This window comes from Thalassotalea atypica (assembly GCF_030295975.1).
Taxonomy (GTDB): domain Bacteria; phylum Pseudomonadota; class Gammaproteobacteria; order Enterobacterales; family Alteromonadaceae; genus Thalassotalea_F; species Thalassotalea_F atypica.
In genome coordinates this window covers 4,005,624-4,026,279 of record NZ_AP027364.1, presented here as the reverse complement: position 1 = coordinate 4,026,279, position 20,656 = coordinate 4,005,624, and the positions used below count along the sequence as shown (strand labels likewise).

Genomic DNA, 20,656 nt, shown 5'->3' with positions numbered 1-20,656 from the left:
GATCAACATGAGTAAACCTATTGTATTAAGTGGCTGTCAGCCATCAGGCGAGTTAACTATTGGCAACTATTTGGGTGCATTGAAACAATGGGTCAACATGCAAGACGATCATGATTGTTACTACATGCTAGTCGATCAACATGCTATTACCGTACGTCCAGATCCTGCTGCATTAAGAAAAGCAACTTTAGATGGACTAGCACTCTACCTTGCCTGTGGAGTTGACCCTGAAAAAAGCACAATATTCATTCAGTCTCATGTGCCAGAGCACGCACAGCTGAGCTGGGTACTAAATTGTTATACTCAGATGGGTGAGCTTAATCGTATGACTCAGTTTAAAGATAAGTCACAAAAATCAGAGCAAAACATGAACTCTGGTTTATTTACTTATCCTGTCTTAATGGCGGCAGATATTTTGTTGTACCGCGCAGATAGAGTGCCAGTAGGTGAAGATCAGAAGCAGCATTTAGAATTAGCGCGTGATATCGCTACGCGTTTCAACAACCTTTATGGCGACGTCTTCACTGTACCGGATCCTTATATCCCTGAGCATGGTGCGCGCGTGATGAGCTTACAAGATCCGCTTAAAAAGATGTCGAAATCTGATGATAATGCCAACAATTTTATTGGCTTATTAGAAGATACCAAGAAAATAACCAAGAAAATAAAACGTGCTGTTACTGATTCAGATGAGCAGGCTAATATCTATTATGATGTTGCAGAAAAGCCAGGCGTATCGAATTTACTTTCATTACTGTCTTGCGCAACTGGTAATAGCATTGAAAGCATAGTGCCACACTATGAAGACAAAATGTATGGTCATTTGAAAGGTGATGTTGCAGAAGCGGTCGTTGCTTTACTTGAGCCTATTCAACAGCGTTACCATCAATATCGAGAAGACCAAGCATTCTTAGAGCAAGTGATGAGACAAGGTGCTGAGAAAGCGTCAGCCCATGCGAGTGAAGTATTAGCTAAGGTATATGACTCAATCGGCTTTATTGCTAAACCGTAAAATTGATTGAGCGAATTAAAAAAAAGCGCCTATAGGCGCTTTTCTTGTCTGTATAGCCCTATCCTATAACGGGAGAAGGTTTTGGTTAATTATCGCTGGCAGTATCATTTTCAGCTGCTTTTCTGGTTGCGTCGAATAATCGTTCACTATCACGAATAAAGGTATCAACATCACTACTGCTAGAGAACAGAAAGCTCGGTGTCATGAGCGTTGAATCATAATGAGGTAAGGGCGAAAACTCGGGCTCTTTGCTGATCTGAACTAACATGCTACCACCAAAAAGTAATGTTGTGAGGCATACAGCGGCGATAGCTCTGCGTTGCGCGCTCATGTGAAAACCAACGTAGCAATTTAACCAAAACATGCAAAAAGCAATAGCGATCGGCAATATTGCGACAACGCCGGTAATACTCATGTTTGCCGAAGTGTTAAAATGAACTATTGATTCAAAACTATCACTTAACCACATCAGGTTAAAAAACATGAAACAAATGCCAAACTGGTGCAGTACGCGCGCGTCATTTTTAGTGAAGTGTGACACTAAAGCGACCATGGCTGGCCACATTGAAAACCCTAATGCCATACCAATGGCAGGAACAGCCAATTGTGTAAAATTCACTTCCATGGGTTTATTGATGTAGAAAATCCATGCTGCAACTAAGACAAACAGTGCAATATTTGTTATTAAAACGATGGGTTGACGCGCAAAGTCGACCAGTTGCTCAAACGGACTAAATTCAATAGTCTCTGCGATGGGGTGTTCAGGAAACACGATTCGCACCATGCTTTTACCGAAACAAATTACGTCCCCTGACTGCACTGCATATTGCTTAACAGGTGCTTTACTTTGTTCTAGGTAGCTGCCGTTGATACTTGACTGATCATCAATCAACCACTGCTCACCGTCAAAATGCAACTGTAAATGCTTTGGACAGACATGGGGGTCACTCACAATAAGGTCGCTACTATACGCTCGTCCAATGGTGATGTCAGGTTGAGAAAACTTATGGCAACCAATTAATTTATGGCCGCGTGTTAATTGTTCAATAATTACTTCCATGCGGTCGACTCCATGAACTTCTTGGTAAAGGCCATCGCCGATTGTTTTTCAACGCCTGCTAAGGTGAAGTGACTGATCAATGCTTGTTTATCTTTATCAACGGAGTTACTCAGATACATCACATCATACAGTTGTGGAAACTTTTTATAGTTGCGTGTACACAAGATACTTTTACTATTAATTGTACTGTTTGCAGGTCTTACAATATCGTGGTGACATTGAAATTCGGTGACATCTTCTTTACGAGCTTTATTGCCTGGACCTGCTCGTTTAATCTGTTGCTCATATAAATGATAAAACTTTAATGGATTGAGCTTTTTCGCATCCATGTAACGAAATTCCATTTCAATACTTCCTGTAAAAAAATGCCCACTGATGAAGGTACTTTCGTCTAATGAACAATTGGCCACCGCACTTAAAATAAGTGCATCGGGTTTTTCTGCATTTGAATTACCCCAACAACGAATAAATGGGACATCAATAGTTGGAATTATCGCTTGTGCTAGCCCTTTACCCTGCCATTTAGCAGACAGTAGCGCATCGATCAGTTTCTGCTGATTCGCTGATAGTTGCTCTGACATTTGTGCCTCAATGGATTCAGGAGCCTCTATTTTTAAAGCCTCAAATAGGCGAACCAATTTTTCGTGTGGAACCAAAAAACCAATTTGATTACCAGAAGTAGCAACATTAATACCAACCACCTCTGCATTGGCATTAACCACAGGACCACCGCTCATGCCTGAGTTTACCGAGCCAGTAAAATGAATCTTGTCATTAAATGACTCTTTCTTCAGGCCGTTATAGGTGCCTGGTACGACTATCATGCCTAAATCATGCGGGTTACCTAATGAAAATAACTCTTCACCTTTAATTGGCGTTGATTTAGCTAAAGAAAAATAGGGCATTTCGTCAGTGACCACTCGCTTGACGATGGCAAGGTCATTAATCACATCAACGCTTTTCAAAGACAATATGCCTTTTTCGCCTTTATGATTTAAATATTCAATTTTATATTTGTGGGGGAACAGCGCGTAACCTGAAATGACATGATAGTTAGTTGCAATTAGGCCATCGCTGGTAATTTGAAAGCCTGAGCCAATCGAAGACTTTTCGCCACTGGCATTGTCAATTAAACGAATTTGGTAAAGAGAAGGAGCAAGCTGCTTAAATATTTCTTCTGCTTGCTCGTTGGCCATTACTGGCTGACAACATAGCAGCAAAACTAAAGTGAACAGGCGTTTCATTAAATATCCTTGTGTATATCTCAACCTCTATTGTGCCAAAGAAAACAACTTTGTCATCAACATTTATTGTTAGAACTGATTTCAATAGACTTGTTTAGATTTATTTGTACGGAAAATACTATGTATTACTGATTTTCAGGCAATAAAAAAGCCTTACCGAAGTAAGGCTTGAAATGCTCGCTGTATGGTCTTGTTGTATTCAAGCTTCTTTTTAATTATTTCTTAACTAGCGCGTGACATTTTATAACAAAGGGTTTTCCTGAATGCAACAGATTTACTGAACTTTAATAGAGCAATAGCTTTAATCTTGACAGGATTTAGTTGCTATCCAATTATTAATATTCTTTGATTTCACTCATAGTCTTTCGAGCAAAGCCAAGGTAGAATAGCGCGCATATTAGAAATGGAACCAGTTAAATGACTACATTAAAGAACGACAATTACTTACGCGCCCTATTACGCCAACCAACTGATTACACGCCAATTTGGATGATGAGACAGGCCGGTCGTTACCTTCCTGAATATCGTGAAGTGCGTGGTCAAGCAGGTGACTTTATGTCGTTGTGCCGAAATGCTGAATTAGCGTGTGAAGTAACAATTCAACCCCTTCGCCGTTTTCCGCTAGATGCAGCTATTTTATTCAGTGATATTTTAACAATCCCTGATGCGATGGGATTAGGTCTTTACTTTGAAACAGGTGAAGGTCCGAAATTTGAACGTCCTATTACTTGTAAAGCTGATGTAGATAAGATTGGTCACCCAGATCCTGAAGGTGAACTTCAGTATGTAATGAATGCTGTGCGCACCATTCGTAAAGAATTGAAAGGTGAAGTGCCGCTTATTGGTTTCTCGGGTAGCCCATGGACACTAGCGACTTACATGGTTGAAGGTGGAAGTAGTAAAGCATTCACTAAAATCAAGAAGATGGCGTTTTCTGATCCACAAACCTTGCACTTGTTATTAGACAAGTTAGCTGATTCTGTAATTAGCTACTTAAATGCACAAATTGCTGCGGGTGCACAATCTGTTATGGTATTTGATACTTGGGGTGGCGTGTTATCTCCTCGTGACTATAAAGATTTTTCTTTGCAGTATATGGCAAAAATTGTTGATGGTTTAACTCGTCACAATGATGGCAGAAAAGTACCTGTTACATTATTCACTAAGAATGGCGGCATGTGGTTAGAAGATATCGCTGCAACAGGTTGTGATGCGGTAGGTCTTGATTGGACCATCGATATTGAAAACGCTAAAGCACGCGTAGGCGACAAAGTGGCCTTGCAAGGCAACATGGACCCTTCAATGTTATACGCACCTTTCGAGCGCATTGAGCAGGAAGTGAGTAAAATTCTTGCTGGCTTTGGTGAAGGTGGTACCGGTCACGTATTTAACTTAGGCCATGGTATCCACCCAGACGTGAACCCTGATCACGCTGGTCATTTCATTGAATCTGTGCACCGCTTAAGTAAGCCTTATCATCAAAAATAAGCATGACGGCAGATGTTAGCTTTTGAATAGGTACAAAAAAAGGCGCTTAATTTTAAGCGCCTTTTTTCATGAGTGTTAATGACAGTTAACGTCATGATTGCTCGCCATTTAGATACCGTAATCTTCTCGATATTGCTTAATGCTCTTAAGCGAGTCGTGCATGTCTGGCTTGTCTTCCAAGTAGGTAATTACATCACTTAAACTGACAATAGAGATAACGTTAGTACCGAAATCTCGTTCTACCTCTTGAATTGCCGACAGCTCGCCTTGACCTTTTTCTTGACGATCAAGTGCAATCAATACACCGGATAATTGTGCGCCATGCGCTTTGATGATTTCCATTGATTCGCGAATTGCAGTGCCCGCAGTGATCACATCATCGACTAGCATCACTTTACCCGCTAGTTCAGAGCCAACAAGACTACCGCCTTCGCCGTGTTTTTTGGCTTCTTTACGGTTAAAGCAATAAGGCATGTCCATATTGTGATGATCGGCCAGTGCGACAGCCGTTGTTGTTGCAATAGGGATACCCTTATAAGCTGGGCCAAACAACAAATCAAACTCAATGCCTGAGTCAGCAAGCGCGGCAGCATAGAAGCGGCCAAGACGCGCCAAATCACCACCAGTATTGAATAATCCTGCATTAAAAAAATAAGGGCTGGTGCGGCCTGATTTTAAAGTAAACTCGCCAAAGCGCAGCACTTGTTTACTTAAAGCAAACTCGATAAATTCACGTTGATAATCTTTCACTTGTCTACCTTTCAAATAAGTTATGAATTCAAAGCGGCTTTTTGAACATCAAATAGTTCGTTTATGCCGTGTTTAGCTAATTGCATCATTTCTTGCATTTCATCGAAACTAAAAGGCTCTTCTTCTGCAGTGCCTTGTACTTCGATTAACTTACCCGTTTCTGTCATAACAACATTCATGTCAGTTTCAGCGGCGGCATCTTCAACATATTCTAAATCAGCGATTGGTTGTCCCTGATAAATACCAACCGATACAGCAGCAATCATATGTTTAAGTGGGTTAGTTTTGATGATCTCTTTGGCGCGCATATAATTAATCGCGTCAACAAGAGCGACACATGCACCAGTAATTGACGCCGTACGCGTTCCGCCATCGGCTTGAATCACATCACAATCAACGGTAATGGTGTTTTCACCTAAAGCAACTAAATCAACCGCTGCACGTAATGAGCGAGCAATTAGGCGTGAAATTTCTAAGGTGCGGCCACTTTGCTTACCTTGTGCGGCTTCGCGGCGCATACGGGTATGAGTTGAACGCGGCAACATGCCATATTCAGCGGTTATCCAACCTTTACCTTGTCCCTTTAAAAAACGTGGCACACCTTCTTCAACGGTTGCGGTACAAATGACTTTTGTGTCGCCAAATTCAATCAGAATTGAGCCTTCAGCGTGAGCTGTAAATTGGCGAGTGATGGTTACTGGGCGTATTTGCCCTAGCGTTCTACCGCTTGGTCGCATAATTTGTCCTAAACTGGGTTAATTGTGGAGCATTATAATAGCTCAGCACGTTTTTTGACATAATCACTCGGCAAACTTTTTGAAATATTTGTTGAAAGTTAGTTAAGCTAGGTCAGGTCAATTTCAATATCGTTTATGTTAGGGCTTGTTATGTATAAAACTTATTGCTTCTTATTGGTCTTTTTAAGCGGGCAACTTTTTGCTTCAACACCAGAGAGTCATGCTCAGAAAGTGGCTGAATCATTACCGCTTTTCAGCAAAATTTATGATGATAAGCGCGATCCTTTTAAAGATGCGGTAGCAGCAATTGAACTCGCTAAAAAAACCAACCGCAATGTGCTAATTGAAATTGGCGGAAACTGGTGCACATGGTGTCATAAAATGGACGCCTTCCTCGACAAAAATCCTGATGTATATTACGCGCTACACACTGAATTTGTCGTCTTAAAAGTAAATGTTAGTGACAGCAATGAAAACGAAGCCTTCATGAAAGGCTTACCGCCTGTACTGGGGTATCCTCATATGTATGTGTCGACTAATGCTGGCAAGATGGTATTGTCAAAAGACACCGCAGAGCTGCAAGAAAATGGTCAATACTCAAAATCAAACTGGTTGTCTTTTATAGATAAATGGAAGCCTGAGAAAGAAGATAACATTGTTTCAAGCACTACCGCCTTATAATTTATATACAGGATTTATTGATGTCATTTTTTGATAAAAAATATCAAACCCCTCGATGGATGAGTAAAAAACTGTCTCGACGTAAGTTACTTAAATCAGCAGCAGGCGCTGGTACTATTGCAGCCATGCCAAGCCTTGTTATTGCTCAATCAACGGTCAGTAAATTTCAGTCTGATTTAGCCAAAAACCCTTGGTTAACGCTTGATGCAGTGTTAGCACATTTACTGCCTAGTTCAGCTTCAGGGCCGGGCGCCAATGAATTAAACGCGACGTTATATCTTTACAATGTGGTCACCGAACAAACAATTGACCAAGAAGAGAAAACATTCATCTTAAAAGGTGTTGGCTGGTTAAACGGCTATAGTGAAAGCCAACTGAAAAAATCATTTATCGCACTAAACGATGCCGAAAGAGAAACCATGCTAAGGGGCATCAGTGGCTCTCGCGCAGGGAGTAATTGGTTAAACACGCTAATTAATTATCTGTTTGAAGCCATGTTATCGCCACCTTCTTATGGTGGAAACCCAGATGGCATTGGCTGGCAATGGCTTGAGCATCAGGCTGGCTTTCCCTTACCGCCAGTTGGTAAACGTTACTTTGAATTGCCGGGTAACCATCAAATCTCCATAAAAAACCTGACTGTAGAGGCCAAAAGAAAAGCATGAAGTATGATATTTGTATTGTGGGAAGCGGCGCAGGCGCGTCTCCTGTGGCCTATACCCTTGCCAAGGCCGGCGCAAAAGTACTGGTGCTTGAAAAAGGCCCATGGTTGACCGAAGAAGAATTTTATAAAGATGAACTCGCCATCAGTTTGCGCAATGCATACAACCCCAAACTTGAAGACGAACGTCACGTTATCGAAGAAGAGTACGAACGTGAAGACGGCAGCAGTTACTGGCAAGGTGAGTCAACCAGTGATTCTGGTTGGAGTTTTTGGAATGGCACTGTTGTTGGTGGCTCATCAAATTTCATGAGTGGGTACTTTCATCGTTTGAAGCCCGTCGATTTTCGCCTTAAGTCAGAATTTGGTGAAATCAAAGGGGCCAATGTGGAAGATTGGCCAATTAGCTACGATGAGTTAGAGCCTTTCTATACCATGGTCGACGAGCAAGTGGGCGTTTCAGGTCGAGTTGTTGAACACCCTCACCAAGAGCCAAGATCGAAAGGCTTTTTGCAGCCGCCAATTGCTGAGCACGCAGTGTCCTCATGGATAGACAAAGCTGCCACTGATCTAGGTTATCATCCTATCCCTGTACCTCGCGCAGTATTGTCTCGTCCTGCTATGGGAAGAAATAGCTGTGAATATTCTGGTTATTGCAGCAGCTATGGTTGTGCGTCTGGCGCAAAAGGAAGTGGCAGGGCGGCATTGTTAAATCATGCCGTGGCGACGGGTAACTTAACCATTAGGCCTGAATCGAAAGTATTTAATATTGCGACTGATGAAAAAGGTGAAATTACCGGTATTCACTATTACAACAAGCAGGGTAAAGAGCAGGTCGCTAAAGCATCTATCTACGTTGTTGCATGCCAAGCCGTTGAAACTTCACGTCTATTGCTGGCATCAAAAGGTGAAAAATTCCCGAACGGTCTTGCTAACAATAATGGTCAAGTGGGTAAAAACTTAGTATTTAGTGCCGGCGGTACAGGCAGTGGTGACTTTTATTTTGATGAGATGACCAAAGAGCAAGTCGCTCAGCTAAAACAAGTGGGTCCGTTTATTAATCGCGCTTTACAAGATTGGTATCAAATTGATGACAAAACTTTTGACGGAGCGAACCCATCGGGTAAAGCTAAAGGGGGCACTATTGACTTTCTTTTTCATCAAAACCCAATTGCACGGGCCATGGGTAGCCAATATGACGAAAATGATGACTTAGTTTGGGGCGAGCAATTAAAGCAAAACCTAAAAACAGAATTTACCACCTATAAAACATTACGCTTTGAAGTGTTTAATGATTGGTTACCCACTGATGATTGTTTTGTTGCGTTAGATGATGAAGTGAACGATAAGTGGGGCGACCCTGTAGCCAAAGTACGTATTGGCTACCATGATCATGACCTTAAAGTGGGTGAGTATTTGTCTGCTAAAGCCGAAACAGTGTTACGAAAACTCGGCGCCAAGAATGTTTACTCGTCAGTAAGTGGTTACCCACCGACAAACCTAATGGCAGGTGGTTGTCGGTTTGGTGACGACCCCAAAACGTCGGTATTAAATAAAAACTGTCAAGCGCATGAAGTAGACAACCTTTATGTGACTGACGGTTCTTTTATGCCTACAGGCGGTAGTGTGCCATACACCTATACGATATATGCCAATGCGTTTAGGGTTGCCGAGCATATCAAACAACGCTGGTTGAGTAGTTAATTTAGACTAATAGTCAATTGTTATACTTTTGTGAGGATTAAAGGCAGTTAAATGCTCATAGTAGTTAAAACTGTCTGTTAGGAACCGATATGATGAGATTTGCTAGTGTATTGTTATCTGCTGTATTTTTGTATGGCTGTGGTGGAGGGGGCTCGTCAGGCTCATCTACAATCGCTGAGCAACCAGCGCCGCCACCCACGCCTACCATCTACACCGGCAGCTTTGTCGACTCGGCAGTTCAGGGCTTGGCGTTTGAGACAGCTACCGAAAGTGGCTTAACTAACGAAGCAGGTGAATTTACTTATCAGCAAGGCGAAGTGATCACGTTTTCCATCGGGAGTATTAACTTTCCACAAGTAGCGGCGGCTGAACTAATGACACCGCTAGAGCTGTTTTTAGTCAAAAATATTGATGACATTCGTGTGATAAATGCGATTAGATTACTGCAGTCACTTGATGCCGACGGTGAGCCGTTAAATGGTATTGAAATAGCTGAGCAAGTACATGACTTAACTACAGATATATTTTTCGACTTTTCCAGTGATGATTTTGAGCAAAAAGCGAATGACTATATTGCAACGCTAGGCATAGTTCATACGAAACTCGTGTCGGCAGACCAAGCACGCTTTCATTTTAATCAAACATTAGCGAATATTGGTTACAACCTTGAGAACGAATGCGCTGCCGATCACCCAAAAGTAGGTTATTCTGGCACTTTTCAAACCCGAGCACATAACGTAGCAGGTACGGCGACATTCATCGATAACTGCACAATAGAAATCACCAACTTCACCTATGATGGACAAGGGCCAGAAGTGTTTTTCTATGCGTCATCGAGCCAAGAATTTGTTGGTGACGGCTCGTTTGCTTTAGGTGATAGGTTAGACGGCACAGTCTTTGATAATGCTAATTTACTGATCAAATTGCCGGAAGGAAAAACCTTAGACAACATTAACTCATTGAGTGTTTGGTGCGTAGAATTTAGTGCTGATTTTGGCAGCCTCACATTCACCCCCTAATTGTTACTGGTATAGGGGTACGGGCTCAGGCATAATCTATGGCGATTCATTCTTATAAAACTAGTTAATAGGAAAGACCATGATCCATAGTATGACCGCATTTGCTCGCCAAGAAATTAAAGGTGAGTGGGGCAACGCCGTTTGGGAAATTCGCTCGGTTAATCAACGATTTTTAGAAACTTATTTCAGATTACCCGAGCAATTTAGAGGTATTGAACCGGTACTACGTGAGCGTTTTAGAAAAGCGCTTAACCGAGGCAAAGTAGAATGCAACCTTCGCTTTAATGCAAACCCTGCCGCCAAAGGCAACTTATCCATCAACAAAAACTTAGCTGAGCAGTTAATTCAGCATGCCAATTGGGTTAATGAACAAACACTCAATAGCCAAATCAACCCGCTTGAAGTGATGCGCTGGCCTGGCGTGATGGAAACTGAAGAAACTGACATGAATGCTGTTCAAGCGGACTTATTAGCAGGTTTTGACCAAGCCTTAGCTGACTTTAAAGAAGCGAGAGGGCGCGAAGGCGATAACATGAAAGTGCTTATCGAACAGCGCTTAGACGGCATTGTCGCAGAGTCTGAAAAGGTTAAAGCCCACATGCCAGAAATTATTGAATGGCAACGTAACCGAATCATCGAAAAATTTAACGACGCAGGTTTAGAGCCGGACTCTGGTCGTGTTGAACAAGAGCTTGTTTTGCTGGCGCAAAAAATGGACGTTGATGAAGAGATCGACCGTTTATTTAGTCACGTTAAAGAAACCCGAGCTACATTGAAAAAGGGTGGACCACAAGGTCGCCGTTTAGATTTCATGATGCAAGAATTCAACCGTGAAGCTAATACCTTAGGGTCAAAGTCAATCAATGCTGATATCACCAACGCTGCCGTGGAATTGAAAGTATTGATTGAGCAAATGCGCGAGCAAATTCAAAATATTGAATAATAGCTTACAGAATTTTATGATTGAAAAAAGCCATAGTTTGCTATGGCTTTTTTTTCGATAATTATCTCTTTAGCGTAGTAAAAATAAGTGTCACTTGATATAACAGCGATAGATATTTTATAGAGAGCAATTGCAAATGATCACATTATCCGCTGACCAATGCCGCGTTATTGGCGTGATGTTGGAAAAAGAAATTACCACACCAGAACAATACCCACTCTCTTTAAATGGCCTTACTATTGGCTGCAATCAAAAAAGCAATCGAGAGCCAGTAACCAGTTTTTCTGAAAGTGATGTACAAAATCTAATTGATGAATTGGTGGACATGAATCAATTAATGATAGACCGCAAAGCGTCTGTTCGAGTAAATAAGTATTTCCATCGCTTTTGTAATACTGAATTTGGACACTTAAATTTTACCTCTCAGCAAAGAGCTATTATTTGCGTGTTACTGCTAAGAGGGCCACAAACTCCTGGTGAATTAAGAACGCGCACGAGCCGTCTAGCTGACTTTGCAGATGTAAATGAAGTTGAAGCTACCTTGCAGCAATTACAAGACTTAAAAGGCGATGTACTCGTTAAGAAACTGGCACGAGAACCAGGTAAACGCGATTCACGTTATGTACACTTATTTACCGATATCAATGAGCTCGATTTAGCTAGCACTAATGTAATACAAGCGGAAAATACCAGCGCTGAGCAACAACCTCAGTTAGTACAAAGAGTATCAGAGTTAGAAAAGCAAGTTGCAGCCTTAACTGAACAAGTCCAGTGCTTAACTGAGCTAATTGAAGATAAGTAACAGATGGGAAATGCGTGAGCAGATCCAGAATATCGAATAAACAAACAGCTAGGGCGTGAAGGGGATATTTCAACGCCCTAGTGTTTTAAATTTAAATGCGTTTAGTGAACAAACACGGTTAGCTCTACGTCGCTAAAGTCACTAAAGTTACTGAATGAAATTATCCATTCGCCTGACTCAGGCACTTCAATCATTAGCATTTCATCATTTCCTGGAGTTTCCGAGGCATAAAAGCTGACTGGCGTATCCCAGTAGTCACCCCAATCGTCCCAATTGTCATTATCATCCCAACCATCGCTTTCAACATCCTGGTTTTCTTCTGTTGGCACGCGTTCAGCAGTAATATCAACATCACCTTCGCCACCTGTTGTTGCAATGTAAATTACGTTGATGCCTTCAGGTACGTCTAACACAAATTGCAGTTGTTCTTCTCCTACGGTGTAGCTAATTTTTTCCTGAAAAGCGATAAAGGTTTCATCTGAGTAATCTCCATCTTCAGAGTCACCGCCTGAGCCATCACTTGGTAAACCAGATACTGGCTCATTGCCCGACATGGCGCTGTCTATCCAACCACGTAGTTTTGCTACATCACCGTATACGCCGTATTTATCGGCTGCAGCACAGCCTTCGCCCCAGCTAACAACACCAACTTGGTAATATTCATTATTCTTTTCAAATACCAATGGCCCACCGCTATCGCCTTGGCAAGAATCTTTACCGCCTTGTTTCAGTCCTGCACACATTTCAGTATCTTGAACTTGGCCACCATAAGCTTCATTGCTGTTACATACGTCATTGGTCACAAATGGCACGGTAACTTCCATCAGTTTATCTGGAGATTGACCACCAGAGCTAAGGGTTCCCCAGCCTGAAACGACTAATGACGTTCCAGCGCTGATATTGGCATCGACAAAGCTTTGATCGACAAGTTTCACGGGTTTGGCGTTTGCGTGGGTAATATTTTTTTCAAGTTTTAATATCGCAACGTCTTTTGAAAGGTTCGGGTACTCTTGGTTAGTGTATGTTTTGGCGACGTTAATTGTTTCACCTGAATTACCTGATAATGACGTTGTTCCAACACGCACCTGCATTTCTGGTGATTCACCATCAACACCTTCCATACAGTGTGCTGCAGTTAGTACTAAGTCTTGAGCAACAATAGAACCGCCACAAAAGTGATAACCGTCGGCGCTTTGCACTGACACTTGATACGGTCGAGCGTTTTCAGTGGACGCTTCGCCTCCGACTATACGTGCAGATTCAGATAAGTTAAGTGTTTTAATTTTTGGTGTTGGTTGTGCGGCCTGAGCAGATAGACTTAATAAGATTGCTGTGGCTAACATTGAGTGCTTTAACATAGTTGATACCTCTTTTGTTCTTGAATAAGTTTTCAGTGATGTCTGGTTTGCGTTTAAGCCATTGCATTATTCAATCGGGAGGGGCATTAAAGTAGTAGCAAAATTCGTCGTTATGTATCGCCATGTACGTTTGCGTTTAACGAATTCAGCTGACTAATTGTGTGATTTGATAGGAGTTAGGTGAGTTTGATGCAATCGTTTATTTGGTCAAAGCTTGCTACATTTGGATACAAAGGGATACTTAGCGCTTAATAATTATTCTGGTGTTGTTTGCCACTAAGTACGACAATAATGCTGGGTAATTAACGAATTAAATTGATGGCGAAGGTTATTTAATGCAGAGCATTTTTTTTAGAATTTATATGGGCATGTTATCGGCAGTTATGTTGATCGCATTGCTCGTGATGTTCTGTACTTATTACTTAAGCCAACACCGTATTACTGAGCATATTTATCATAATTATAGCGGTACGTTTCATTTAATAGGTGAAGGCGTGGCCAGACATAAAGGTGCCAATAGAGCGCAATGGTTGTCTGCGATTGAGCGTTTAAGTGATCTGCATTTTGAACAGCATTATTTTGATGAACAGCGACTGACGGAGCGACAAGTTGGTCGTTTATTAAATGATAAATTCCTGTATCAAGTAAATAGCAATTTATCTTCTAGTCAAGTGTACATCTTATTGCCTGAAGAGCAGGCTTACTTGTCGGTTGAGCTGAACGACTATGGCACATCGTTAATTCGAATCAGTGCATTTTTGATGCTCAATGAACTTGGGCGGCACAAAGGTGAGGATCGTCTCACCGCTTTAACGAAGCTGCGGGCAATGTTTGATTACCCAATCCAGTTAAAGAAGCTGGCAGAATTAACTATTTCTACTACTCACATTCGTACCGTAAAAAAAGGTGACATAGCAGTAGTGTTAAATGTGTCGGGTACAAGCACACCAACGGTTATGGCCTATGCGCCACTGGGTAATAGCCCTTATACCTTGGTGCTCGGCAGTATTCCATTTTTTGATTGGTTTCCGTTATCACTGATAATCGCAATCGTGTTAATTATTCTTGTTTTAATGGCGGCAGCAAGCTTCTACCTCGTCAGGCCATTAGAACATCGATTGGAAAATGTTGACGCCCAAATAGAGCAAATAGCTAAAGATAAAGACATTACGGTAACGCCACAAAGAGGTTTTGATGCAATAAGTAAGCTGTCTAATACAGTTAAACACATGGCAACTCGTATTCATAAACTGATTAACGCTCAAAATGACATGGTTAGAGCAATTTCACATGAGTTAAGGGCACCGATCACTCGAGTACGTTTTCAATTAGCGGTATTAGAACAGGGCGTAAATGAAGATGAAGTTGTTAACGGTGTCGAGCGAAATCTTGAAGAATTAGAAACTCTCATAGATGAAGTCCTTACTTTTTCTAAATTAAAGAGAGAACAGCCAGAATTACAATTGGAACAACTAACTGTTGACTCATTCATTAACGATATTGTTATCCACCATCAGCAAGCGGCAGATAAATTAGAGGTTTCCCTTTACTTGCCAATTTCTACTGACATTACCGTAGATGCTAAATACATGAATAGAGCGTTAAGTAATTTGTTGTTAAACGCTTATAAATATGCAAAAAAACGTGTGAAAGTTGGTTTTGAAATTCGAAACAGCGAATATTTACTTTGGGTAGAGGATGATGGGCCAGGCATTCCTGAAGTTAATCGACATGAAGTGTTATCGGCATTTACCCGTGTTGACGAAAGCCGAGATCGCCGCACGGGTGGCTACGGACTTGGTTTGGCGATCGTAGAACAAATTGCCCGCTGGCACCAAGGCAATGTCAATATAGAACAGGGCACATGGGGCGGCGCTAAAGTAAGCATCGCTTGGCCGAAAGACATTGAGCAAAGTTCGGTTCTAGCGTCATGAAAATTCTTACTTTACTCATTTTTTTAATCCATTCCGTGCCGGCGTTGGGCAATTGGAATACAACCGATGAAGAACTCCTTGAGCTACAAGCGGTTGATCAGGCGGCTTTATTCCTTAAGGAGCAAGAAAGGGAAGCGAAAATCCTACAATCTATCGAAGCGTTGGATAATAATTCTGACTTTCTTGAAATGGAGCGATTACAACAGCATGATAAAAAGCAGCTAAATAAAAGGGAGTTTAGTCAGGATCTACTTCAAGAAGAAGCCTTATTTGATGCTCACTCACTTCGTGGAGAACTCGATAAAGAGTTTGATGAAGCAGAGCTTATCGACGAAGACTTTGTCGATGAAGGATTTGATTTCTTAGATGCTGAAATTGATTTATTGAATGAAGAATTGCTAGATGAAGACAATACCAAAAACACTAAAGAAAAAGCTAAGCAACTAGAGAAAAAAAGTGTTGGCATTAAAGGCAAAGAAGAAGCATTAATAAACAAATTGGATAACAGTGATTTAATGGACTTTGAAAAAGATATTGAAATTTGGCGTGATGATTTAAAAGTGCTTGATGATGACGATGGTATAAATGGTCATGATTAAATATTTATGGACGGCGTGTTCATTAACGTTGTTGCTTTGTACTACTGCAAAGGCGGCAGAGCCGTCAAAAAGCAGGACTTGGTTGAATAGTGCAATTGACAAGCGCAAAGCAGGGGAACACTGGAAGGCTGTTGAACTCTTGTTTAAGTTAAGAGAGCGTCATATAGGGCATAAAAGAATAAACCTTGAACTCGTACTCAATTTTATTCAATTACGGCAATACGATCGTGCTGAGTCTATACTTTTGCATCTAGAGTCATTAACACTCAATGAATTAGAGCAACAAAAACTTGAGAAGCTAAAGAACATCTTAATACGTCGCATGAGAAAACCTATTTCCGCTCATCGTTGGATAGTTGATGCTGGTGCATCAGTCGGTTATGACGTTGTAAATAACACTTTTCCTGTATTAATTATTGAGGATTACCAAAGTGAAGACAGTGCCTTGTTAGGTGATGACTTACTTGATCAGCTATGGGAAGACGCAGACTTTGGTGACTTTGAATATGTAGATGGCTACGACATTGTTGCGCGAGAAGATGAAGTAGAAAGACAGGAATCTAGCTACTTAAGTGAGTTTATCAATGTGAATTACCGGTATCGACCATTTGAGCCGCTGGATGGATTCGTTAGTCCTACCTATTTCATATGGGACAATGATTTCTCGGCAGAGTTTAGGCAGATTGATGATGAAGCAAAAAACAAATATAGCCGATACAGCGTAAATACATCATTGTACTTATTGCGAGTCAATCAATGGTTAGTTGAGCTAAATGGTAAAGTAAGTGTTCACTACAATGACGGCAATAAATTACTGACTGATACCAGAGAGCGTATTTCATTCTCTATTCCCCATAAACAACACAAATTTAAATTTGCGCTCGATATTTCACAAAAACATTATCAATCAACATTGTCTGAAAGTAATTCCAAAACCAGCATGCCATGGCTTGAATACGGCTATTTACTGTCTGATAAATTTAGAACAACAGTTGGCGTAAAATATAAACAGCTGAGAGCCAATGATAGCTTCTTATCTTATGATCGGTTAAATGCTTATGCAGGGCTTTATTATTACCCGTTTACCGATGTGAGTGCCTACCTAACCTTTAATCATTACCAACTTAAGTACAGTGTTGACGACCCTGAATTAGTGTCTTGGGCGAAAGAAGATAAAAACTCTATAGCCTTTGGTGCTAAGTATCATGTAACCGATCACTTAAGTTTCAGCATAAATGGTCATTACTCAAAGAATACTATTGAGCTTGGCTTTGGTGAAGATGAATGGCAGCGACTGGAAGTGTCGTTAGTTTATCGTTTTTAATGTGCTGTTCTTAATTCCATTAGCTACATTTCGATACAATACGCTACATAGCGCCACTGTTAGCGATAGCCTTGATTCGATTAAATAGAGTGACGTTGAAGAGTAAGAGAAGCAACATGAAACAGTTAGTTGTATTTGTAATATCCCTAGTTATGATGACGTCATCATCTCTCGCCCAAACTGAAAAACAGGCAGTTATTCATGGCATTGAACTTGATGATAACAAGGTTAAAATTCAAGTAACGTCAACGGGGTGCACTAATAATGATGCGTTTGAACTTCGGTTTAAAAAGGGATCAATGCTAGTGTTAAGGACGAAACTGGATAAGTGTCGAAGAATGCCCCATAAGATTTGGCTTAGTTTCGAACTACCGTCTAAAACAACAGAGTTGACGTTAATGAATAAACTATCGCTTTAGACTAAAACGATTTCAGCAAATTAATTCACAGACAGAGAGCTATAGATGAGTAATAACACGGTGCTAATTATCGATGATGACGTTGAGCTAACACAACTCATTAGCCAATACCTGTCGACAAATGGCCTCACCGTATTTGCTTATCATGATGGGAGTAACATTAATCAGCAACTCGAATTGCATAAACCCGATGTTATTATCCTTGATCTTATGTTGCCCGCAATTGACGGGCTAACCATATGCAAGAATATTCGTTCTTCATTTAATGGTGCCATCATTATGTTAACCGCATTAGGCGATGACATTGATGAAGTCACAGGATTAGAAGTTGGTGCCGACGACTACCTAGCAAAACCGGTGAAACCAAGAGTGCTGCTGGCGCATATTCGCGCTCAAATTCGTCGTCAATCGACATTACAGCAAACTGTTGTTGAATCTTGTATTCAATGTTTTGAAGGTAGGATTAAGCTTGATGCGGGTAATCGCTCGGTGTTAATGGATGAGCAAGTTATTTCATTATCTAGTGCTGAATTTGATTTGTTGTGGCTCTTGGCTCAAAAGGTCGGTCATATTGTGAAAAGGGAGGCATTACATGAGGCTATTTTTAGATTGCCTTATGATGGTATAGACAGATCTATAGATTTACGCATATCACGTATTAGAAAAAAACTAAGCGATGACCCCAAAGTACCTAGCATTATCAAAACCGTACGAAATGTCGGTTATCAACTAGCGACTTAACATGCATACTCAAACGGCCTCAAAATCAATTGTTTTAAGGCCGTTTTCCCACATTTCTAAATATTGTAAATTGTCGTTCTAAGAAGTGTGCTTGCTTAGAAATGCCAATACATGTTTCATGTATTTTTTTTGATTATCCGGGTCAAAAAATCCATGTGACTCTTTTCCAAAGGTATGCCATTCATAGGGTTTTTTGGCGGCATCGAGCGATGATTTAAGTCGAACCGCATGTTCAAATGGCACTTGTTCATCTTCTTCACCGTGAGCTAACAATAATGGAATATTTATAGGCTCAACGTTATGTACAGGAGACATTTTCTTGCGAACGGCTGCGTCTGTGCCTAAGGTTTGATTGATATACGCTTTACCAAATCCTAAGTTTTGAATATTGCCTTTTTCATACATCAAATCCAGATCGTAAACCCCTGCATAAGCTATGGCGCATTGGTATGTGTCTGGGTACTTAATTGCGCTTTGAATCGCGGAGTATCCGCCAAAACTTGCGCCCATAATGCAGGCTTTGTCTTTGTCGGCTAAACCACTTTGTACAGCCCATTGAAATGCTTCGAAGATATCACGCTGAATCAGGCTACCCCAGTTTTTATATCCCGCGGCTTCAAAATTATAACCAAAACCGTCAGAGCCTCTAAAGTTAACTTGTAAAACTGAGTAGCCATTGAGTGCTAAAAATTGTACCTCTGAGGAATACTTCCAGTAATCCCGGCTGTGTGGCCCGCCGTGAACTAGAACAACAAGAGGGGCTATTGCATTTTCCTTCTGATGCTTTGCTTCTGTAAAATAGCCACTTATTCTTAGGCCGTCAGAAGAAGTGAATTCAATTGGATCGGTATAAGCAAGTTCATTGCTATTTATATCAGGGTAATATTTGAACAGTCCACGTAGTTTATTTTCTTGTTGATCATAGAGGTAGAATTTGCCAGCTTCTATATCGGAAGATACCTTCACAATGTATACATTTCCGTCATCGGTTTTACTGGTGATATCAACTGACTGACCTGGAAATGCGGAAATCAACACCTTAAACACTTGTGCTTCTTTAAGTGCTTTATTCAGCACATAATAGCTTGGAAAACCATCGTCAACGCCTAGAGCATAAATATTGTTGCCATCGCTGGTGTATTTTACTTGGCTGATATCAACTTTTTTATCTGTGATGATCTTCTTTAATTTACCAGTATTTAAATTCAGCTTGAATAATCCAGATTTGTCTTGGCCAAAATTATCGATAACAAATAAATTTTTACCCGTTTCGTCTATTGTTAGCGCTTGAAAATCTTGACCATAGTTATGGGGCGGCAATTGATGCCATTTCCTATTTTTTCTAATGTGTACTTCACGTTCATTGTTTTCGTTTATGCCAGTAACAACTTTAACGTTACCTGAACTGTCGGTAATAAAATCAGCGTAGGGCACTGGTGAACTAATTAGTTGTTTCTTCAGTTTTCCAGTGTAAACATTTAACTTGTATAGGCTAGGTAGCCGAGAGCCTTTCTCGTCCCAGAGAGTAGACATGATTAAAATATTTTCTTCATCATCATCTAATCTATTTACGAGTTCAGCCCAACCGTTAGTCTTCTTTTTTTTCTTAAGCCGAGAGCGCTTTCCGTTTCCACCGTTTCGATAGCCATAGATTAATTCAGTTTGACTACCATCTACGTTTACCGCAAATAGTTCACCATAATATAATGGCTCTTCTTGCCACGGTTTTCGTTGAATAATTTTCAAGACCACACGCTCATTATTGACCCAATGAAAATTGCCCACTTCATTGATGTCTGGAAGCTTTGTAGTACCTATCGTTTCCATGGTTTCACGGGACAGGAATGCCAATGCTCTTTGGCCGTGCGAGTCCACTATAATTGCTAGGTACTGACCATCAGGAGAAATTTTTACATCCTGATATTTAGCGCGCTGAAAAAGATGCTCCCAATCATTTGCATAAATATTGGTACTTCCAAGTGCCAATAATAAGCACATAACATAAATAGCTTTAATTGCTCTTCCCTGATTTGATTTTTTATTCCCTTTGAAACATTATGTTACATTCTGAAATATTTCAACTTTAAGTTCTTGTTTTGATTTTTTTGGAGAAATGAAACCTGTTAGGAGCTTGTTGAATACCATAGCCTTTTTTAATGAATCAATAGGGCGTTTTAAGC

General features: G+C 40.8%; 19 protein-coding genes. 13 read left to right on the top strand and 6 right to left on the bottom strand.

Translation table 11 applies throughout. From position 1 onward, the window contains the following. Positions 1–7 precede the first annotated feature (7 nt). The gene (gene trpS, locus QUE03_RS18095; protein ID WP_286263369.1) at positions 8–1,012 is read left to right on the top strand and encodes a tryptophan--tRNA ligase; all 1,005 of its coding nucleotides are present in this window, start codon (positions 8–10) and stop codon (positions 1,010–1,012) included. Between the two features lie 85 nt (positions 1,013–1,097). Here trpS and QUE03_RS18090 read toward each other — a convergent pair whose 3' ends face one another. Together QUE03_RS18090 and QUE03_RS18085 are read right to left on the bottom strand one after the other, a co-directional pair. After that, the gene (locus QUE03_RS18090; RefSeq protein ID WP_286263368.1) at positions 1,098–2,072 is read right to left on the bottom strand and encodes an FHA domain-containing protein; all 975 of its coding nucleotides are present in this window, start codon (positions 2,070–2,072) and stop codon (positions 1,098–1,100) included. Next, positions 2,063–3,316: a S1C family serine protease gene (locus QUE03_RS18085; RefSeq protein WP_286263367.1), complete on the bottom strand. Its 1,254-nt coding sequence runs from the start codon at positions 3,314–3,316 to the stop codon at positions 2,063–2,065. Before QUE03_RS18085 ends, QUE03_RS18090 begins: the two co-directional genes overlap by 10 nt. A gap of 417 nt (positions 3,317–3,733) precedes the next feature. Between QUE03_RS18085 and hemE the strand changes: the two genes are divergently transcribed. Next, positions 3,734–4,804 (top strand): uroporphyrinogen decarboxylase, encoded by a 1,071-nt coding sequence (gene hemE, locus QUE03_RS18080; protein WP_286263366.1) that lies wholly within the window; start codon positions 3,734–3,736, stop codon positions 4,802–4,804. A gap of 108 nt (positions 4,805–4,912) precedes the next feature. On the opposite strand, the gene pyrE is transcribed toward hemE, so the two are convergent. Beyond that, on the bottom strand, positions 4,913–5,554 hold the full coding sequence (gene pyrE / locus QUE03_RS18075; RefSeq protein ID WP_286263365.1) for an orotate phosphoribosyltransferase: 642 nt from the start codon (positions 5,552–5,554) through the stop codon (positions 4,913–4,915). A 20-nt stretch (positions 5,555–5,574) separates the two neighbouring features. Further along, the gene (gene rph, locus QUE03_RS18070) at positions 5,575–6,291 is read right to left on the bottom strand and encodes a ribonuclease PH (RefSeq protein ID WP_286263364.1); all 717 of its coding nucleotides are present in this window, start codon (positions 6,289–6,291) and stop codon (positions 5,575–5,577) included. A gap of 150 nt (positions 6,292–6,441) precedes the next feature. Here rph and QUE03_RS18065 point away from each other — a divergent pair, with 150 nt between their 5' ends. The 6 genes from QUE03_RS18065 to QUE03_RS18040 all read left to right on the top strand — a co-directional run bounded on the left by QUE03_RS18065 (position 6,442) and on the right by QUE03_RS18040 (position 12,101). Continuing rightward, positions 6,442–6,972 carry a thioredoxin family protein gene (locus QUE03_RS18065; protein ID WP_286263363.1) on the top strand — a complete coding sequence of 177 codons (531 nt, stop codon included), beginning with the start codon at positions 6,442–6,444 and terminating at the stop codon, positions 6,970–6,972. A gap of 20 nt (positions 6,973–6,992) precedes the next feature. Next, entirely contained in the window at positions 6,993–7,637 is a 645-nt protein-coding gene (locus tag QUE03_RS18060) for a gluconate 2-dehydrogenase subunit 3 family protein (protein WP_286263362.1), read from the top strand. Next, entirely contained in the window at positions 7,634–9,337 is a 1,704-nt protein-coding gene (locus tag QUE03_RS18055) for a GMC family oxidoreductase (RefSeq protein ID WP_286263361.1), read from the top strand. The genes QUE03_RS18060 and QUE03_RS18055 overlap by 4 nt, the downstream gene beginning before the upstream one ends. 89 nt (positions 9,338–9,426) lie before the next feature. Next, positions 9,427–10,356 (top strand): DM13 domain-containing protein, encoded by a 930-nt coding sequence (locus tag QUE03_RS18050; protein ID WP_286263360.1) that lies wholly within the window; start codon positions 9,427–9,429, stop codon positions 10,354–10,356. A 79-nt stretch (positions 10,357–10,435) separates the two neighbouring features. Then, a complete protein-coding gene (locus QUE03_RS18045; RefSeq protein ID WP_286263359.1) occupies positions 10,436–11,299 on the top strand; it encodes a YicC/YloC family endoribonuclease in 864 nt (287 codons plus the stop codon). 136 nt (positions 11,300–11,435) lie between these two features. Next, the gene (locus QUE03_RS18040; RefSeq protein WP_286263358.1) at positions 11,436–12,101 is read left to right on the top strand and encodes a YceH family protein; all 666 of its coding nucleotides are present in this window, start codon (positions 11,436–11,438) and stop codon (positions 12,099–12,101) included. Between the two features lie 101 nt (positions 12,102–12,202). On the opposite strand, the gene QUE03_RS18035 is transcribed toward QUE03_RS18040, so the two are convergent. Next, positions 12,203–13,459, bottom strand: a complete 1,257-nt coding sequence (locus QUE03_RS18035; protein WP_286263357.1) for a serine protease — start codon at positions 13,457–13,459, stop codon at positions 12,203–12,205. A 335-nt stretch (positions 13,460–13,794) separates the two neighbouring features. Between QUE03_RS18035 and QUE03_RS18030 the strand changes: the two genes are divergently transcribed. From QUE03_RS18030 to QUE03_RS18010, 5 genes are all read left to right on the top strand, one after another. After that, positions 13,795–15,393 (top strand): ATP-binding protein, encoded by a 1,599-nt coding sequence (locus QUE03_RS18030; RefSeq protein ID WP_286263356.1) that lies wholly within the window; start codon positions 13,795–13,797, stop codon positions 15,391–15,393. After that, on the top strand, positions 15,390–15,992 hold the full coding sequence (locus QUE03_RS18025; RefSeq protein WP_286263354.1) for a hypothetical protein: 603 nt from the start codon (positions 15,390–15,392) through the stop codon (positions 15,990–15,992). Before QUE03_RS18030 ends, QUE03_RS18025 begins: the two co-directional genes overlap by 4 nt. After that, complete coding sequence (locus QUE03_RS18020; protein WP_286263353.1) at positions 15,985–17,316, top strand: outer membrane beta-barrel protein; 1,332 nt, start codon at positions 15,985–15,987, stop codon at positions 17,314–17,316. Before QUE03_RS18025 ends, QUE03_RS18020 begins: the two co-directional genes overlap by 8 nt. A gap of 116 nt (positions 17,317–17,432) precedes the next feature. Next, a complete protein-coding gene (locus tag QUE03_RS18015) occupies positions 17,433–17,735 on the top strand; it encodes a hypothetical protein (RefSeq protein WP_286263352.1) in 303 nt (100 codons plus the stop codon). 45 nt (positions 17,736–17,780) lie between these two features. Beyond that, positions 17,781–18,476, top strand: a complete 696-nt coding sequence (locus tag QUE03_RS18010; RefSeq protein WP_286263351.1) for a response regulator — start codon at positions 17,781–17,783, stop codon at positions 18,474–18,476. A 78-nt stretch (positions 18,477–18,554) separates the two neighbouring features. Here QUE03_RS18010 and QUE03_RS18005 read toward each other — a convergent pair whose 3' ends face one another. Further along, a complete protein-coding gene (locus QUE03_RS18005; protein ID WP_286263350.1) occupies positions 18,555–20,474 on the bottom strand; it encodes an alpha/beta hydrolase family protein in 1,920 nt (639 codons plus the stop codon). Between the last annotated feature and the right edge of the window lie 182 nt (positions 20,475–20,656).

What these genes read in the sequence shown, in the direction of transcription:
- trpS (WP_286263369.1), top strand. Translation starts at nt 8, where the DNA reads ATGAGTAAACCTATTGTATTAAGTGGCTGTCAGCCATCAGGCGAGTTA.
- QUE03_RS18090 (WP_286263368.1), bottom strand. Translation starts at nt 2,072, where the DNA reads ATGGAAGTAATTATTGAACAATTAACACGCGGCCATAAATTAATTGGT.
- QUE03_RS18085 (WP_286263367.1), bottom strand. Translation starts at nt 3,316, where the DNA reads ATGAAACGCCTGTTCACTTTAGTTTTGCTGCTATGTTGTCAGCCAGTA.
- hemE (WP_286263366.1), top strand. Translation starts at nt 3,734, where the DNA reads ATGACTACATTAAAGAACGACAATTACTTACGCGCCCTATTACGCCAA.
- rph (WP_286263364.1), bottom strand. Translation starts at nt 6,291, where the DNA reads ATGCGACCAAGCGGTAGAACGCTAGGGCAAATACGCCCAGTAACCATC.
- QUE03_RS18065 (WP_286263363.1), top strand. Translation starts at nt 6,442, where the DNA reads ATGTATAAAACTTATTGCTTCTTATTGGTCTTTTTAAGCGGGCAACTT.
- QUE03_RS18060 (WP_286263362.1), top strand. Translation starts at nt 6,993, where the DNA reads ATGTCATTTTTTGATAAAAAATATCAAACCCCTCGATGGATGAGTAAA.
- QUE03_RS18055 (WP_286263361.1), top strand. Translation starts at nt 7,634, where the DNA reads ATGAAGTATGATATTTGTATTGTGGGAAGCGGCGCAGGCGCGTCTCCT.
- QUE03_RS18050 (WP_286263360.1), top strand. Translation starts at nt 9,427, where the DNA reads ATGATGAGATTTGCTAGTGTATTGTTATCTGCTGTATTTTTGTATGGC.
- QUE03_RS18045 (WP_286263359.1), top strand. Translation starts at nt 10,436, where the DNA reads ATGATCCATAGTATGACCGCATTTGCTCGCCAAGAAATTAAAGGTGAG.
- QUE03_RS18040 (WP_286263358.1), top strand. Translation starts at nt 11,436, where the DNA reads ATGATCACATTATCCGCTGACCAATGCCGCGTTATTGGCGTGATGTTG.
- QUE03_RS18035 (WP_286263357.1), bottom strand. Translation starts at nt 13,459, where the DNA reads ATGTTAAAGCACTCAATGTTAGCCACAGCAATCTTATTAAGTCTATCT.
- QUE03_RS18030 (WP_286263356.1), top strand. Translation starts at nt 13,795, where the DNA reads ATGCAGAGCATTTTTTTTAGAATTTATATGGGCATGTTATCGGCAGTT.
- QUE03_RS18025 (WP_286263354.1), top strand. Translation starts at nt 15,390, where the DNA reads ATGAAAATTCTTACTTTACTCATTTTTTTAATCCATTCCGTGCCGGCG.
- QUE03_RS18020 (WP_286263353.1), top strand. Translation starts at nt 15,985, where the DNA reads ATGATTAAATATTTATGGACGGCGTGTTCATTAACGTTGTTGCTTTGT.
- QUE03_RS18015 (WP_286263352.1), top strand. Translation starts at nt 17,433, where the DNA reads ATGAAACAGTTAGTTGTATTTGTAATATCCCTAGTTATGATGACGTCA.
- QUE03_RS18010 (WP_286263351.1), top strand. Translation starts at nt 17,781, where the DNA reads ATGAGTAATAACACGGTGCTAATTATCGATGATGACGTTGAGCTAACA.
- QUE03_RS18005 (WP_286263350.1), bottom strand. Translation starts at nt 20,474, where the DNA reads ATGTGCTTATTATTGGCACTTGGAAGTACCAATATTTATGCAAATGAT.